Here is a 15,984-nt window from a genome sequence, read left to right on the forward strand (position 1 = left end):
TATTTTATCTATCAAAGAGATAGATAAAAACTATTTCAATCCCAATTCTTCATAAGATTTTCGATAACCGATTTGCTTAACAGTTCCATTCTCCACTAAAATCGGACGTTTTAATAACATACCGTCGCTTGCTAGCAACTCGGCTGCTTCTTGGTTCGACAGACTTCCTACCTTATCTTTCAGCCCTAGTTCACGGTATTTGATTCCACTGGTGTTGAAAAATTGCTTCAACTCGAACCCTGAGGTTTCTAGCCAGTTTAAAATCACTTCTTGGCTAGGTGTTTCTTCCACGATATGGACGGCTTTATAGTCCACACCGAGTTGGTTTAATTCTTGTTTTGCTTTTTTACAAGTTGAACATTTTGGGTATTCGATAAATTCTAACATGTCTTTCACTTTCTATTTTATATCTTTAAAATCTGCGTCTTCATGCTCCAAGAGCCAAGTTTTCTTTTCCACTCCTGCAGCATAACCTGTCAGACGCTTGCCTGCTCCTAGCACACGATGACAAGGTACTAGGATAGACCAAGGATTGCGCCCCACTGCTCCACCAATTGCTTGAGCAGAAGGCACTTGCAAATCTTGTGCGATTTGTCCATAGGTTACTGTCTGACCATAAGGAATTCCCTGTAAATAGGACCAAACTCTCTTTTCAAAATCCGTTCCGATTGGAGCCAAGGGCAAGTTGGATAAATCCTGAGACTTGCCTTTAAAGTAAGCATCTAAGCAAGTAATAACTGGGTCTAAAATGGGATGACTAACAACTGCTTCTATCGTCTCATCTCCTAGTCCCCTCTCAAAATGCTTCTGCTCCTGCACCCAAACGCCATACAGATATTGCTCGTCGGCAACCAAAGACAAGGTTCCTATTGGCGAAAAGTAGAGCATTTTTACGTACTTCTTTTGCATTATTTCTTCAATTTTTGATAGGCCAAGCGTTCTCCATCAACTGGAACCTTACCAACCTGTTTAAAACCGAGTTTTTCAAATATATGCTGCATGGCCTTGTTTGCAACATGTGTATCTGAGCGAAAATCTAGATAATCAAAACCTTCAATCAAGCCTTCTAGGAAAGTCTGAGCAACCCCCTGTCCCTGCACATCTGCTGCCACAGCAATACGGTGAAAGACTAGGTACTCTGACTCTCCAGCTTGCCATTTTCCTTCATAAATGGCTTCATAGGTTGCCTCTGGACTCTTGGTCACGGCTGCATAAGCTAGTAATTCTCCCTCTTCCAAGGCTACGTAGGCTTGACCTGAGATAATATCCTCAATAATAATATCAGCATTTGGATAACCATTTTGCCACTGGTCACTACCAACATCTGCTAAACATTTTTTAGCATCTTCCATCACCTGCATGATGGCATCTACTTCATTTGGAAAAGCTAAACGAATCTCCATCTTTTCTCCTCATTTCTGACTAGTTTCTCCCATCATAGCATAATTTAAGTCTTTCTACAAGCAGTTAAAACTTGACTTTCTGTTTTTATTATTTTATAATCTAGTTATTAAAACTAGATAAAAAGGAGTTGGAAATGAAAACTACCTTTTCCTACCCAAAATGGGTAGAAATTCCAAACATTGACCTCTATCTGGACCAGGTTTTACTCTATGTCAATCAGGTCTGCGCCCCTATCTCTCCTGATAAAGATAAGGGCCTGACAGCATCTATGGTCAATAATTATGTGAAACATGGTTACCTGACAAAACCTGATAAGAAAAAATACCAACGCCAACAAATTGCCCGTTTGATTGCTATCACAACCCTCAAGTCGGTATTTTCTATTCAAGAAATAGCACAGACACTTAATACTCTACAAACTCAAGCAAGTTCAGACCAACTCTATGATGCTTTTGTGGACTACATGAACCAAGGAATTGACCCAGCTAACCCCATTATCCAAACCAGCTGCCAAACCGTTAAACTCTATCATCGAACTCTAGCCTTAATCGATCATACTCAAGAGGAGGTAATCCAATGAACACTAGTCTTAAACTCAGCAAACAACTCAGTTTTGGAGAGGAGATTGCTAATAGCGTGACCCATGCCGTAGGCGCAGTCATCATGCTCATCTTACTCCCCATTTCATCCACCTATAGTTATGAGGCACACGGATTTTTATCATCTATCGGCGTTTCCATTTTCGTTATTAGTCTCTTTCTCATGTTTCTATCATCCACCATTTATCACTCTATGGCCTATGGTTCGACCCACAAATACGTCTTGAGAATCATTGATCATTCTATGATTTATGTTGCCATTGCTGGCTCTTATACACCTGTCGTACTGACTTTGATGAATAACTGGTTTGGCTATCTGATCATTGCCATTCAGTGGGGAACGACCATCTTTGGTATTCTCTATAAAATCTTTGCTAAAAAAGTCAATGAGAAATTTAGCCTTGCTCTTTACCTGATTATGGGCTGGTTGGTTCTAGCTATCATTCCTGCCATTATTAGTCAAACGACACCAATTTTCTGGAGTCTCATGGTAACTGGCGGACTCTGTTATACAGTTGGGGCTGGATTTTACGCCAAGAAAAAACCTTATTTCCACATGATTTGGCATCTCTTTATCCTAGCAGCATCTGCCTTCCAATACATCGCTATTGTTTATTATATGTAAAAAAGTTGAGAAACTCAGTCTCAACTTTTTTCTTTACACATATTGATAAAGTACTGATGCAAGCGCACATCATCAGTCAATTCTGGATGAAAAGAGGTCACTAACATATTTTTTTCTTGAGCAGCAACGATTTGATTGTCAACTGTTGCTAGAATTTCTACACCCTCTCCAACACTGCTGATAATCGGACCACGAATAAAGGTCATTGGAATCTGATCAACTCCCTTACATTCTGCTTCCGTATAGAAACTTCCTAGTTGGCGCCCATAAGCATTGCGCTCGACCACCATATCCATAGTTCCAAGATGACACTCTTCCTGAGAAGAAATTTCTTTAGCTAAGAGAATCAAGCCTGCACAAGTACCAAAAACGGGAAGTCCAGAAAGTATGGTTTCTCGAATGGGAATCAGCATATCCTGCTCACGTAAGAGCTTGCCCATGGTTGTAGATTCCCCACCAGGTAATATCAATCCCGACAAATCACTCTGATGTTTCTGAAAATCATCTAGATTTCTGATTTCAACACTCTCGACACCTAATTGATCTAGCACTTTTGCATGTTCTGCAAAGGCCCCTTGCAAGGCCAATATTCCGATTTTCATCTATTTTCCTCGCTCAGCCATGAGGATTTGGATCTCATTTTCATTGATACCAACCATGGCTTCTCCTAAATCTTCAGAGATTTGAGCCAAGATTTGAGGATTTCGGAAATTAGTTACTGCTTTGACAATGGCACTCGCTCGTTTAACAGGATCGCCTGACTTAAAAATACCTGAACCGACAAATACACCTTCTGCCCCTAATTGCATCATTAACGCCGCATCTGCTGGCGTTGCAACGCCTCCAGCCGCAAAGTTTACAACTGGTAATTTCCCATGTTCATGAACGTATTGAACCAATTCTACAGGGACTTGCAAGTCCTTAGCAGCAACATAAAGTTCGTCCTCACGTAGGTTTTGAATGCGGCGAATTTCCTGATTCATCATACGCATATGACGAACAGCTTGGACGATATCCCCCGTACCCGGTTCTCCTTTGGTACGAATCATAGAAGCACCTTCAGCGATACGACGCAAGGCTTCACCCAAATCCTTAGCTCCACAGACAAAAGGAACTTGGAATTCTTTCTTATCCACATGAAAACGGTCATCAGCTGGAGATAGAACTTCACTCTCATCGATATAGTCAATTTCGATAGCCTCTAAAATCTGGGCTTCAACAAAATGGCCTATTCTGACCTTGGCCATCACTGGAATGCTAACCGCTTCTTGGATTTCCTTAATCATCTTTGGATCACTCATACGGGAAACACCACCAGCTGCACGAATATCAGCCGGAATCCTCTCCAAGGCCATAACAGCTGCCGCACCAGCAGCTTCAGCGATACGGGCTTGTTCAGGATTTTGAACGTCCATGATAACTCCACCCTTGAGCATCTGCGCCAAGTTTTTATTTAGTTCATAACGATTTTCAGTCATTTCTTTATCCTCATCATTTGTATTGGTAGCTACCATTTCATTTTAAGTTAGATTAGAATGAATCACAAGATAAAAAAATCATAATTGTATGGGTACAGATTAACTAAAAAACTATCTGACCTTAGCTTAAGGCCAGATAGCTCATTCATTTTTATTTTTCAGCTGTAAGTGCAGCCATTGTGATGTAGTTGTATGGTTTGTTGAAGTGTGGCAAGAAGAATAGGTCTGTCAATGCCAATTTATCAATTGTTACATGCTCTTGAATAGCAAGTGAGAACATGTGAATTCCCATACTAATCGCAGGGTCATGTGAAACCATTTGTGCACCAAGAATTTCACGACTATCTTTGTCAAAGACAATCTTGATTGCTACTTCATGGTTATCATGTTTCATGAATTCTGGTTTTTGAAGATCGTTAAAGCCAGTTTCAGTCGCATTGTAACCAGCAGCTTTAGCTTTTTCAAGAGTCAAACCAGTTGAAACCATGTGAAGACCGTAGATTGAGATACCGTTTGAACCTTGAACACCGATTCCTTCCAATTCATGTCCACAAGCATTGTAAGCACCAACAATACCAGTACGAACTGCGTTTGAAGCAAGTGCGATGTAGCTTGTATCTTTACGAGCGTTGTCATAAACAGTCGCACAGTCTCCAACAGCAAATACACCAGGAAGTGAAGTTTCTTGTTTCTTGTTTACAAGGAAAGCACCGTTACGGAAGAGTTCAATCTTACCATCAGCAAGAGCAGTATTTGGACGGAAACCAACTGCAAGGATAACCATATCCACATCGAAAGTTTCTTTATCAGTAATCAAGCGTTCAACTTTACCGTCACCCTCGATTGCTTTAACAGTTTGACCAAGAGCCAAGCGAATGTTGTGATCTTCCAAGTTCTTCGCCATCATTTGTGTGAAGTCTCTGTCATAGTAACCGTTCAAAACAGTATCAACGATATCAACAAGGACAACTTCTTTTCCAAGACGCTCAAAGGCTTCAGCAAGTTCAACACCGATGTAACCACCACCAACAACGGCGATACGGTCGAGGTGTTGGCTCTTGTCAGCAAGTTTATTGATAACTTCTTCAGCATTTTGGTACAATTTCACGAATTGTACGTTTTCAAGAGTTGCTTTAAATTCGCGGTTTCCTTTAACAATTTCAACACCTTCGATTGGTGGCAAGATTGGTGTAGAACCCGTAGCAAAAATCAATTTCTCGTATGATTCTTTGTGCTCTTTCCCTTCAACTTCTGCTGTAACTACTTTGTTATCATAGTCGATTGAAAGAACTGGTGACTTCATGTAAACCTTAGCACCTTTAGCTTCCAATTTTTCTTTATCAGAATAGAACAAGCCTTCAGCACCATCAATTTGTTCACCGATCCAAAGGGCCATTCCACATCCTAGGAAAGAGATGTTAGAGTTTTGGTCGAATACAACGATTTCGTTCTCATTACCAAAATTATCCAACATAGTATTAATACATGCTGTACCAGCGTGGTTAGCACCAACTACAACGATTTTACTCATAGAAAAATTCCTACCTTCAATTTTAAATTTACTCTTCTAGTATAACATTTACTGTTAGCGTTTACAAGAGTTTAGCTAATTTTCCTGATTTTTTTGTAAAAAAATGTAAATAATCTGTATTTTATCAGCCATTCTTACAATTACTCTTTATTTTCTGAGCATATTTCTTGACAAGTTTACAAATTTTATTTGTGAAAACGCTGACTTTATGGTATGCTAGTATCATGGAAAGAAAATGTAAGGGGTTAAATTTAATATAAATTTACAATGTTTCAACCTTCTTTTCATAAGAGAAAGGAGTTGGTAGCTTGCCTCTTAGTTCACATTCCGAACGGCTAATGGGGACTACTATCACTATTTCATTAGTAGATGAGCGAGCCGATAGCTTGCTCCAAAAATCCTTTGATTTACTCAAAGAGCTTGAATACCGCTTCAATGCCAATAGTCAAGAATCTGAGTTGATGGAAATCAATTATCAAGCTGGAATAGCTCCAGTCAAAGTTCATCCTGATTTGTTTGAATTGATTTCACTTGGATTAGAGCATAGCCTAGCGCCCTCTAGTCATCTCAACATCAGCATTGGTCCCTTGATTCAAACCTGGCGCATTGGTTTTTCGGATGCCAAAGTGGCCCAGCCTCAAGAAATTGAATCGGTGCTTCCTTTAATCAATCCTCATTATATCGAGTTAGATTCTTCCACCTCCACTGTGTTATTAAAACAAAAAGGAATGAAGATCGATCTTGGTTGTTTAGCCAAGGGTTATAGTGCGGATAAGGTTGCCCAATTTCTTAGAGAAGAGGGAGTGACATCTGCCTTGATCAATCTGGGAGGGAATGTCCTGACCATTGGAAAAAATCAGGCAAGAGGAAATCAGCCTTGGCAAATCGGGATTCAAGACCCAGCCAATCCTAGGGGAAATCACTTAATGACCATCCCTGTTGTCAATAAATCTGTCGTGACTTCAGGCATTTATGAACGTCACCTGACTGTCGATGGAAAAGATTACCATCATATTTTTGACAGCCAAACAGGATATCCTGTTGAAACGGAACTAGCAAGTCTAACTATCATCTCTGATAAATCTGTTGATGGAGAAATCTGGACAACTCGACTCTTTGGAGAAAGACCTGCTTCTATCCTCTGGCAAGTCGAAAGTTTGGAGGGCATCGAAGCTATCCTCATCGATAAGGAAGGTCACCTAAGCTGTTCTTCAGGAATTCCTACTCTATAGAAATAGATGTTTCAATGGAGTTTAAAATCGTATTATGTAAAAAGAGAAAGGAAATCTCATGTTAAAACTTATTGCTATTGTTGGAACAAATTCAAAACGTTCTACAAACCGCCAATTGCTTCAATACATGCAAAAACACTTTGCTGAAAAAGCTGAAATTGAACTTGTTGAAATTAAAGACATTCCTGTCTTCAATAAACCAGCTGACAAGCAAGTACCTGCTGAAATTCTAGAAATAGCTGCTAAAATTGAAGAGGCAGATGGCGTTATTATCGGTACTCCTGAGTATGACCACTCTATCCCAGCTGTTTTGATGAGCGCTCTTGCTTGGTTGTCATACGGTATTTACCCACTTTTGAACAAACCAATCATGATTACTGGTGCTTCTTACGGTACGCTTGGTTCATCACGTGCCCAATTACAACTTCGCCAAATCTTGAATGCTCCAGAAATTAAAGCAAGTGTCCTTCCAGATGAATTCTTGCTTTCACATTCTCTTCAAGCCTTCAACCCAAGTGGAGACCTAGTGGATCTTGATGTTATCAAAAAACTGGATGCTACTTTTGACGACTTCCGTATCTTTGTAAAAATCACAGAAAAATTGCGTAACGCACAAGCACTACTTCGCAAAGATGCCGAAGACTTTGACTGGGAAAATTTGTAAGATAGGAGACCAAAAAGAATGAAATTTGTTGGACTTGTAGGATCAAACTACGATCAATCATATAACCGTAAACTCTTGGAATTCATCCGTCGTCACTTCAAACTCAAATTTGAATTAGAAGTTCTCGAAATTGACGAAGTTCCAATGTTCAACCAAGACGAAAAATGGGATGAAAGTTTCCAATTACGTCTCTTGTATAACAGAATTACTCGTGCTGATGGTGTTATCATTGCTACTCCTGAGCATAACCACACAATCTCAGCTTCTCTTAAATCAGTTCTTGAATGGCTTTCATACGAAGTTCATCCATTTGAAAACAAGCCAGTCATGATTGTGGGTGCTTCTTACTACGACCAAGGTACTTCTCGTGCCCAAGTTCACCTTCGTAAGATTCTTGATGCCCCAGGTGTCAATGCCTACACACTTCCAGGAAATGAATTCCTTCTCGGTAAAGCTAAAGAAGCTTTTGATGTTAATGGAAATATCACAAATGAAGGAACTGTTAATTTCCTTGAAACATGCTTGGACAACTTTGTAAAATATGTGGGAGTCGTTTCAAAATTGAAAAAACCAAAACCAATTGCACCAGAAGATTTATATTGTACAAATTCAATTGCAACTACAATTCAAGGTGTTGATCCAGACGATCCTGAATGGGTAGAAAAAGCAGCTGAACTTGTTGGAGCTGTTTCTGGTGATACTTACGTTAAATTAGACCACGGTATCTTGACAGTTAACCAAATTGACATGTTCTTGAAGGCAATGCCATTTGAATTAACATTTGCAGATGATAATAATCAATTCTTGTACTTTAATAACGCACACCAAGACCCAGATACAATGTTTGGTAAACGTGTCCGTGCTCAATCAGGAAACAGATTAGGAACAGTACACGGTACATTGCCAGATTCTAGAATGAAAAACGTTGAATGGGTTGTCGGCGTATTGCGTAATGGGGACCAAGAATATGTCCGTACAATTGTACCAGGAACACCAGAAGGCGTTATTAATACCCATAATTACCAAGCAATGTATTACCCAGATGGTTCATATGCTGGAATCAATGAGATTATCTTTAATTTCCAACCATGGCTTGACTGGTACCTCAATACGACTGGTCAACGTCTAGTCGGTGGAAATGCTGCAGCTCCTGCTGGAGGACATGGCAGTGCAGATGCCACATCTGGAGCTTCAGATTCAGGTGATGCTGGAGGCCACGGTGGTGGCGCAGACGCTACATCTGGCGCAAGTAACTAATAATAGCTTTGGGAACCATCTTGGTTCCTTTTTTAGTGATAAAAAGACTAGCAGACAAAAACTGCTAGTCTTTTGGTTATTATTTTATCTATCCTTGTTAAAAGAAAGAATATTTATTATGAATTTGGGTCGTCGAGACTACGACCATGTAATCCTTTTTCACGTTGGACTTGACGTAGTTTCTCTGGTGTAACATCGTTTCCTTCTTCGTCCACAATTTTGATCCCTTCAATGTGGTGACGAACAGAGCGACGATAGCCTTCGATATACTCCTCACGAAGTTTAGCTTGTTCCACTTTTTCAGCAGAAGTTAAGCCTTCTGTTTTTTTCTTTTTGGCAAGCTCGTTGATACGAGCGATTTTTTTCGGATCCATTTCTTCTCCTTTGTGATAAGATACAGTCCGTTTGACTGAGTTTATTTAGTATTGATTTGGTTAAAACGAGCGAGCTTAGCTGCTTTCTTGGTTAGTTGTGACAAGATTGCCAAACGATTTTGACGGACTGCTTCATTTTCAGCCATAACCATGGTATTCTCAAAGAATGCATCAATGACTGGGCTAAGAGCAAAGAGTTGGTTCAATTGCTGACTTGCAGAACCTGATAAAACGAGTGTTTCTACTGCTTCAGCCAAGGTTTTCTCTTCTTCATTCTCAAAGAGAGCAGGATCAACCGTGTCATTGCCTTCTGCTTTCTCAGCCAAGTTGAAAGCACGTGAGAGGGATTCAACAGATGGTTTAAAGTCTTCTCCCTTGCTTGCTTCTACAAGAGCACTTGCTGCTTCCAACATATCCGCCACAACAAAGTTTGACCCTGCAAGAACGGCTTCCTTAATATCTTTTGGAGTAGAGCCCATCATCTTATCAACACGAGCCTTGATAAATTCCATAACCTCTGTCTTATTTTCATAAGTCAAACTGTCAAATTTCAAAGCATAAAGGCTATCAATCAACTCATCCATAGCAATGTGCCAACCAAAGGCATCCAAGATACGAACCACACCTTGGGTCGCGCGACGAAGGGCATAAGGGTCATTAGACCCTGATGGAATCAAACCTACTGAGAAGAAGCTCAAAATCGTATCCAATTTGTCTGCAATGGCAAGCACTGCGCCGACCTTGCTCTCTGGAAGTTCTCCTTCAGCTGATGTAGGCATGTAGTGTTCACGAATAGCAGCTGCCACTGCTGGAGTTTCACCAGCAAGAAGGGCATATTTCTCTCCCATAATTCCTTGGAGCTCGTCAAATTCACCAACCATACCTGTCAACAAGTCAAACTTGTAAATAGCTGCTGAGCGAGCAAGGTCAACTGTTTCATCCACTGACAAACCAGCTTTTTCTGCCAAGAGAATAGCAATCTGACCCGTACGAATCATGTGTTCACGAAGGGAACCAATTTTCTCATGGAAGGTGACATTGTTTAATTTTTCAACAAGGTCTGAAATAACCAATTTTTGGTCTTCACGCCAGAAGAATTCACCGTCTTCCAAACGAGCTACCAAGACTTTTTCATTTCCTTTGATGACATTTTCCAAATGCTCTGCGTTTCCATTACGAACAGAAATGAAGTTTGGCAAGAGTTTACCATCTTGATCACGGACAACAAAGTACCGTTGGTGTTCCTTCATCGAAGTCACCAAGACTTCTTCCGGAACTTCAAGGTATTTGGCATCAAAACTTCCCATAAAGGCAGTTGGGTATTCAACCAAGTTCAAGACTTCATTAAGCAAATCAGCATCAATTTCGATACGTACACTGTGTTCAGCTTCGATTGCTTTGATTTGGTCAACAATCATTTGCTCTCGTTCACGTGGATCTGCTATTACAAATTGTGCACGAAGATCTTCTTCATAGCTCAAGGCTGACTGAATTTTGGTTTCTTTCCCCAAGAAACGATGACCACGGCTGACACGATCTCCCTTGATATCAAGGAAATCCAAATCAAACTCTTCTTCATCTAAAAGAACAGTTAAAGTGTGAACAGGGCGGATGTATTCAAAGGTGTTGTTAGCCCAGTGCATGCTGACAGGGAAAGTCAATGACTTCAAGACATCTACAACACCAGGAACAATTGCTTCAACTGCTTGACCAACTTCTTCCTTAGTGACATAGACATATTCTTCACCCTTGATTTCACGGAATTCGATATCTTCAACAGTCAATCCTTTTCCACGGACAAATCCTTGAGCTGCTTTGGTAAAATTTCCATCACTATCCAAGGCAATTTTCTTTGCTGGCCCCTTAAAATCTTCAGTCAAATCAGACTGTTTGTCTGCAAGACCAGTCACACGAACAGCCAAACGACGTGGTGTTGAGAAGGTTTGAACAGCTTCAAAAGATAGGCGGTTTTCCTTGAGGAAGGCTGCCATTTTTTCGCCTAGTTGTTTTTCACTTGGTGTGACAACATAGGCTGGTAATTCTTCAAGACCGAGTTCTACTAATAAGTTTTTTGTCATGTTTTTTCTCCGAAAAATATCTTTTTATTTTCCAGTTTGCCTTATGTGATTGGCACGCAAGCAATCAACTTCGTTGTTTCATTGCTAAAATTGGAGCCAAAAGTCTCCAATTTTGCCTAGTATCCTTAGCTTCACTAAGGATACCTTCATCACTGCGGCAACTGGTTCAAGGCTCACACTGTTCGCCCATTTTCGTAATTTGTCACTTTCTTTATTCTGCGTCTTCTGCTAGGAGTTTAGCTCGTGTTGCTTCATCCAAAAGCGGGTAGCCTAGGCGTTTACGTTCTGCGACAAAGGTTTTGGCTACAACACGAGCCAAATTACGGATACGAGCGATATAGCCTGCGCGCTCTGTTACAGATACGGCACCACGCGCGTCAAGCAGGTTAAAGGTGTGTGAACATTTGAGAACATAGTCATAGGCAGGGTGTACCAAGCCTTCTTCTAATGCACGACCAGCTTCTTTTTCAAACTTATCAAAGTTTTCAAGCAACATTTCTTGATCCGAAATTTCAAATGAATATTTTGAATGCTCATACTCAGGCTGAATAAAGATTTCTCCGTATTTTACACCATCAGCCCACTCGATATCATAGACAGAGTCTACTTCTTGAATGTAAGAAGCCAAACGCTCCAAACCATAGGTTACTTCCGCAGTCACAGGGCTAGTTGCCAATCCACCGACTTGTTGGAAATAAGTAAACTGAGTGATTTCCATTCCGTCAAGCCAAACTTCCCAACCAAGACCAGCTGAACCAGTTGATGGGTTTTCCCAGTTGTCCTCAACGAAACGAATATCGTGCTCCAAAGGATTGATTCCCAATTTTTCCAAAGACTCAAGGTAAAGTTCTTGGATGTTTGATGGAGAAGGTTTCATAACCACCTGGAATTGGTGGTGTTGGTAGAGACGGTTAGGATTTTCCCCGTAACGACCGTCAGCAGGACGACGTGATGGCTCTACATAAGCCGCATTCCATGGCTCAGGTCCGATAGCACGAAGAAAAGTGTAAGGACTCATGGTTCCCGCACCTTTTTCATTGTCATAAGCCTGCATAAGCATACAACCTTGGTCATTCCAAAATTGTTGTAAAGTAAGGATGATTTCCTGGAAAGTCAATTTTTTAGACATTATTTTCTCCTTTTTCTATAAATTACTTGCGACACGAGTCTGCCTCGTCGATTATACGAGGCAAGACGAGTTAGTACTGCGTCTAGCTCAGCACCCTAGTGCTGAGCGTGGGGCAGTCCGACTGTAAGGAGGTTTCTGCCACTGAGGCAGCGGAAAGTCAATTTTTTAGACATTGTTTACTCCTTTAGTTTTTATATTTCTTTTTCAATTAATTTCTGCTGAACAAACCAATTTAACAAGGGAAGAGTTTTATCTGTATTTGCCCATAAATGATAAGAATCGAAGACCGCTTGTACACTACCTAGATTTTCTACCAACTTATCTATTGTCAAAAAACTACGCCAGTATTCGTAAAAAATACTTGCATAGTTCTTATCATAAGTCGAAGAACCAAAATCATTCAATGAATGCCAACCATACTTCTTCTGAAAAAGTTCTACAAGAGATTGATTACAAATTTTTTCCGCTTGAAATTCCTCTTCTGTCAAGAAATACTTGCGACTAATATATTCAACCATCCCCTCTTCGAACCATATATAAGAGTCGTAACCATCAAAATCATCTAAAAAATACTCCGACCAATGAGCTAACTCATGTCCTACAATCTGTAAGAGGAAATTTTCAGATAAAGAATGATAGTGATTTTCTATTGCTTGAGTTTGCTGAGAACACTCGTAGTCCATCAACTGATACAAATACAACTCTTTCCAAACAGCTAAATCAGGCGTCATAACCATTCGTCTATTATTTGTATAGGCTGGAACAGCGCTTTCCCTAATAATCTGTGTAGCAGCATTAAAACTTGACCAAATAACAGCTTGCGGTAAATCACAGACTGCAAGTTCATTCTTTAAAAAAGATTGATAATCTTTCAACTTTTCAGTATTTCTTACTACAAAATTACGAAATGCAGCTAGTTGACTATCGTCTTTTACAAGATAAAGATTTTCCACGTCTCTCCTTTCTTTCACATAATAGACTGAATAAGCGAAAGAACCACGTCCGACAATCCTAGGTTGATTTAACCTAGGGGCGTCAGAAACGCGGTTCCACCCTAATTTATTACTTCATTGTTTTTGAAAATACTACAGAAAGCGCCAGTTCTTTATTTTGTTCTACTTGGCTCCCACTATCCCAAGCTCGCTTGAAGAACACCATAAGACTTTCTTTCCTGCTGACTATTATATCAAAAATTAGAACAATGTACAATTCTTTTTATGATTTTCTAGAAATCCATATCATCAACTCGTGGAGCACCAGACTGAACAGCAATTGTTTTTAAAGTTTCTCTCTCCTCATGACTCAGTTCAATTCCAAAGCAATCAAGATTAGCCTGAATACGAGACGCTGTGACAGATTTCGGAAGCGGTAAAAATCCTTCTGCCAAGCTCCATGCCAAGGCTATCTGAGCAACAGACTTTCCATGATTTGCTGCGATTTCTTGCACTTGCTTGCTATCAAACAGTTCTCCCTGACCAAAAGGGCCCCAAGCTTCCAATAAAATTCCTTTTTCTCTACAGTAAGCTACGACTTCCTCTTGATACACACCTGGCGCCAAACGAACTTGATTGACCGCTGGAAGAATTTTTGCTGTTTCAAGCAAGGCATCCAAATGATGGGGAAGGAAATTACTAACTCCAATAGCACGGATTTTTCCTTCTTGATAGAGGTCTTCCATCGCTCTCCAAACTTCTGAATTTCGGATTTTCCAGTGGTTATTTTCTCTGAGTGGTTTTGGATTTGGCCAATGAATCAAATACAAATCCAAATATTCCAAGCCCAGCTTCTCTAAAGACTCTTCAAAAGCCTGACGAGCTTGCTCATAGCTATGATTTATATTCCAGAGTTTGCTGGTTACAAAAATTTCCTCACGCGGAACGCCACTATCTTGAATAGCACGACCAACGCTTTCTTCATTTTTATAAATCGCTGCCGTATCGATATGGCGATAGCCTGCCTTTAAAGCCTCTAGTACAGCTTGATAGGCAATCTCTCCATTTTCAGCTTTCCAGGTTCCAAATCCCAGTACTGGAATTGTAACACCATTGTTTAAAGTATAAGATTTCATTATTTTTCCTTTCTATGAGAAGAAAATCCAAAGAGCCAAATTTTCAAGGAAAACTTTTCTCTTTAGATTTTTTGTATTATTGATTGCGGTCGTAATAGAGCTGATGAGCTTTAAGACGAGAGTCTAACAAATCTGGTACGGTAACAAAGTCATAACCTTGCCCTTTCAAATAGTCAATAACCTTCGGCAGAGCATTCACTGTTTCAGCATGGATATCATGCATGAGAATAATAGAACCATTCTTGACTTCACGCTGAATTTCTGTCAAAATAGATGCTTCATTTTTACTCTTCCAGTCCAGACTATCTACATCCCACATAATAAAGCTCAAATCTAAGCTATTGCGAATGTCGTCTGTAATGGCTCCATAAGGCGGACGCATGAGTTTGGAACTAGAACCCAGCACCTTAGTTAGCGCATCCTCAGTATCAGTAATTTGTTTTTTAGCTTCATCAAGCGAAAGTTTTGAAAGAACTGGATGGCTCCAACTATGGTTTCCAATGACATGACCATCTGCTTTCATTCGTTTCAAAATCTCTTCATTGCCAGAAACATTCTTACCTAAAACAAAGAAAGTTGCCTTGATACCATACTTAGAAAGTGTATCTAATGCTTGATTTGTCGTTGTAGGATTTGGTCCATCATCAAAAGTCAAGGCTACTACTTTACGATTTTTCTTTTCATAATAAGCCTTATATAGTTCTGCGTCCTTATCTAATAAATAAGAGGACTGAATAACCTCAAAGAAACTTGATACCGGCAAGGCAATCTCATCTAGATTTTCAACTGACTGACTTGGATAAAGGATAATCTGACTATCCTTGTAATCAAAATTCCATGCAGACAAGTCTTGGTCAGAGAAGCCTTTAACAACTTGATCAATCTTTTCTTGCTCCAATTTCTTATCCTGTAAGAAAGTGGTGATTTCTTTTAACAACTGCTCTTTGGCTTTACTAGGATCTGAAAATAATTGATCAAGTGTAAAAGGTTTACCATCTTCTGTCAAATGTACTTTTGCCAGACTAGTTTTTTCAGTCTCTTCAACTTTTGACGAAGTTAAATCATAGACTTGTTTCATCACACTTCGGTTGACAATCCCTTTTAAAGTCGAATCCTGTTTCTCCGTATAATAAAAAACCAGATTTTCCTTATCCTCTAGATTGTCTTTAATATCCTGTGTCATAATTCCCTTTATAGACGAAATCACTTGCTCCCCTTGGAGAGGATAATAGGCAATTACTTCGGCTTTTCCCTTACGAAAATGATCCTTCTGATTTCCCTCACTCAATTGATCATCTTTCTCTTTTTTGAGCGATTCAATCTTTTGTTCAAAACTTTGTTTTGTGTATATTTTGTATCCAATTATTGAACCAAGGACACAAATACTTACTGAGAAGATAGCTACTAGGGCTATTAGACTCATTCTTACCTTATCGTGATTCTCACGCTTTGCTCTACTTTTATCCATAGAACCATCATATCAAATTCAGGCTATAATTTCAATGATTTGGGAGGAAATAGTATATTAAAAAGAGGGGAACTCCC

At 39.8% G+C, this 15,984-nt stretch carries 17 protein-coding genes; 5 read left to right on the top strand and 12 right to left on the bottom strand.

The features are described from left to right. Positions 1-30 precede the first annotated feature (30 nt). Genes TZ90_RS05590 through TZ90_RS05600 form a run of 3 tightly spaced genes read right to left on the bottom strand, consistent with a single transcriptional unit; the run spans position 31 to position 1,403 of the window. On the bottom strand, positions 31-387 hold the full coding sequence (locus tag TZ90_RS05590) for an arsenate reductase family protein (RefSeq protein WP_000889093.1): 357 nt from the start codon (positions 385-387) through the stop codon (positions 31-33). 12 nt (positions 388-399) lie between these two features. Then, positions 400-909, bottom strand: coding sequence for a methylated-DNA--[protein]-cysteine S-methyltransferase (locus TZ90_RS05595; protein ID WP_045611913.1), 510 nt, complete (start codon positions 907-909; stop codon positions 400-402). Continuing rightward, positions 909-1,403 (bottom strand): GNAT family N-acetyltransferase, encoded by a 495-nt coding sequence (locus TZ90_RS05600; RefSeq protein ID WP_045611915.1) that lies wholly within the window; start codon positions 1,401-1,403, stop codon positions 909-911. The genes TZ90_RS05595 and TZ90_RS05600 overlap by 1 nt, the downstream gene beginning before the upstream one ends. Positions 1,404-1,537: 134 nt before the next feature. On the opposite strand from TZ90_RS05600, the gene TZ90_RS05605 reads away from it, so the two are divergent. Beyond that, positions 1,538-1,984 carry a DUF1836 domain-containing protein gene (locus tag TZ90_RS05605; RefSeq protein ID WP_045611917.1) on the top strand — a complete coding sequence of 149 codons (447 nt, stop codon included), beginning with the start codon at positions 1,538-1,540 and terminating at the stop codon, positions 1,982-1,984. Beyond that, on the top strand, positions 1,981-2,628 hold the full coding sequence (gene trhA / locus TZ90_RS05610; protein ID WP_045611918.1) for a PAQR family membrane homeostasis protein TrhA: 648 nt from the start codon (positions 1,981-1,983) through the stop codon (positions 2,626-2,628). Before TZ90_RS05605 ends, trhA begins: the two co-directional genes overlap by 4 nt. Positions 2,629-2,648: 20 nt before the next feature. Here trhA and pdxT read toward each other — a convergent pair whose 3' ends face one another. The 3 genes from pdxT to nox all read right to left on the bottom strand — a co-directional run bounded on the left by pdxT (position 2,649) and on the right by nox (position 5,637). After that, a complete protein-coding gene (pdxT, locus tag TZ90_RS05615; RefSeq protein ID WP_045611920.1) occupies positions 2,649-3,230 on the bottom strand; it encodes a pyridoxal 5'-phosphate synthase glutaminase subunit PdxT in 582 nt (193 codons plus the stop codon). Continuing rightward, positions 3,231-4,106 carry a pyridoxal 5'-phosphate synthase lyase subunit PdxS gene (pdxS, locus tag TZ90_RS05620; RefSeq protein WP_000138517.1) on the bottom strand — a complete coding sequence of 292 codons (876 nt, stop codon included), beginning with the start codon at positions 4,104-4,106 and terminating at the stop codon, positions 3,231-3,233. A 151-nt stretch (positions 4,107-4,257) separates the two neighbouring features. Continuing rightward, a complete protein-coding gene (nox, locus tag TZ90_RS05625) occupies positions 4,258-5,637 on the bottom strand; it encodes a H2O-forming NADH oxidase (RefSeq protein ID WP_045611922.1) in 1,380 nt (459 codons plus the stop codon). A gap of 308 nt (positions 5,638-5,945) precedes the next feature. Between nox and TZ90_RS05630 the strand changes: the two genes are divergently transcribed. Genes TZ90_RS05630 through TZ90_RS05640 form a run of 3 tightly spaced genes read left to right on the top strand, consistent with a single transcriptional unit; the run spans position 5,946 to position 8,790 of the window. Beyond that, a complete protein-coding gene (locus TZ90_RS05630; RefSeq protein ID WP_045611923.1) occupies positions 5,946-6,869 on the top strand; it encodes an FAD:protein FMN transferase in 924 nt (307 codons plus the stop codon). A gap of 58 nt (positions 6,870-6,927) precedes the next feature. Further along, on the top strand, positions 6,928-7,533 hold the full coding sequence (locus TZ90_RS05635) for an NADPH-dependent FMN reductase (protein WP_000915951.1): 606 nt from the start codon (positions 6,928-6,930) through the stop codon (positions 7,531-7,533). A gap of 18 nt (positions 7,534-7,551) precedes the next feature. Continuing rightward, positions 7,552-8,790 (top strand): NAD(P)H-dependent oxidoreductase, encoded by a 1,239-nt coding sequence (locus TZ90_RS05640; RefSeq protein ID WP_045611925.1) that lies wholly within the window; start codon positions 7,552-7,554, stop codon positions 8,788-8,790. 116 nt (positions 8,791-8,906) lie between these two features. Here TZ90_RS05640 and TZ90_RS05645 read toward each other — a convergent pair whose 3' ends face one another. The 6 genes from TZ90_RS05645 to pgdA form a co-directional block, all read right to left on the bottom strand. After that, positions 8,907-9,164 (bottom strand): DUF896 family protein, encoded by a 258-nt coding sequence (locus TZ90_RS05645; RefSeq protein WP_000371291.1) that lies wholly within the window; start codon positions 9,162-9,164, stop codon positions 8,907-8,909. Positions 9,165-9,205: 41 nt separating this feature from the next. Beyond that, a complete protein-coding gene (gene glyS / locus TZ90_RS05650; protein WP_045611926.1) occupies positions 9,206-11,242 on the bottom strand; it encodes a glycine--tRNA ligase subunit beta in 2,037 nt (678 codons plus the stop codon). Between the two features lie 211 nt (positions 11,243-11,453). Further along, a complete protein-coding gene (gene glyQ / locus TZ90_RS05655) occupies positions 11,454-12,371 on the bottom strand; it encodes a glycine--tRNA ligase subunit alpha (protein WP_045611928.1) in 918 nt (305 codons plus the stop codon). Between the two features lie 191 nt (positions 12,372-12,562). Further along, the gene (locus TZ90_RS05660) at positions 12,563-13,324 is read right to left on the bottom strand and encodes an elongation factor Tu (protein WP_045611929.1); all 762 of its coding nucleotides are present in this window, start codon (positions 13,322-13,324) and stop codon (positions 12,563-12,565) included. A gap of 272 nt (positions 13,325-13,596) precedes the next feature. Beyond that, entirely contained in the window at positions 13,597-14,439 is an 843-nt protein-coding gene (locus TZ90_RS05665; protein WP_045611931.1) for an aldo/keto reductase, read from the bottom strand. A gap of 76 nt (positions 14,440-14,515) precedes the next feature. After that, positions 14,516-15,907 (bottom strand): peptidoglycan-N-acetylglucosamine deacetylase PgdA, encoded by a 1,392-nt coding sequence (gene pgdA / locus TZ90_RS05670; RefSeq protein WP_045611932.1) that lies wholly within the window; start codon positions 15,905-15,907, stop codon positions 14,516-14,518. Between the last annotated feature and the right edge of the window lie 77 nt (positions 15,908-15,984).

Origin of the sequence: Streptococcus mitis, assembly GCF_000960005.1 — a bacterium.
Classification (GTDB): Bacteria; Bacillota; Bacilli; order Lactobacillales; family Streptococcaceae; genus Streptococcus; species Streptococcus mitis_CK.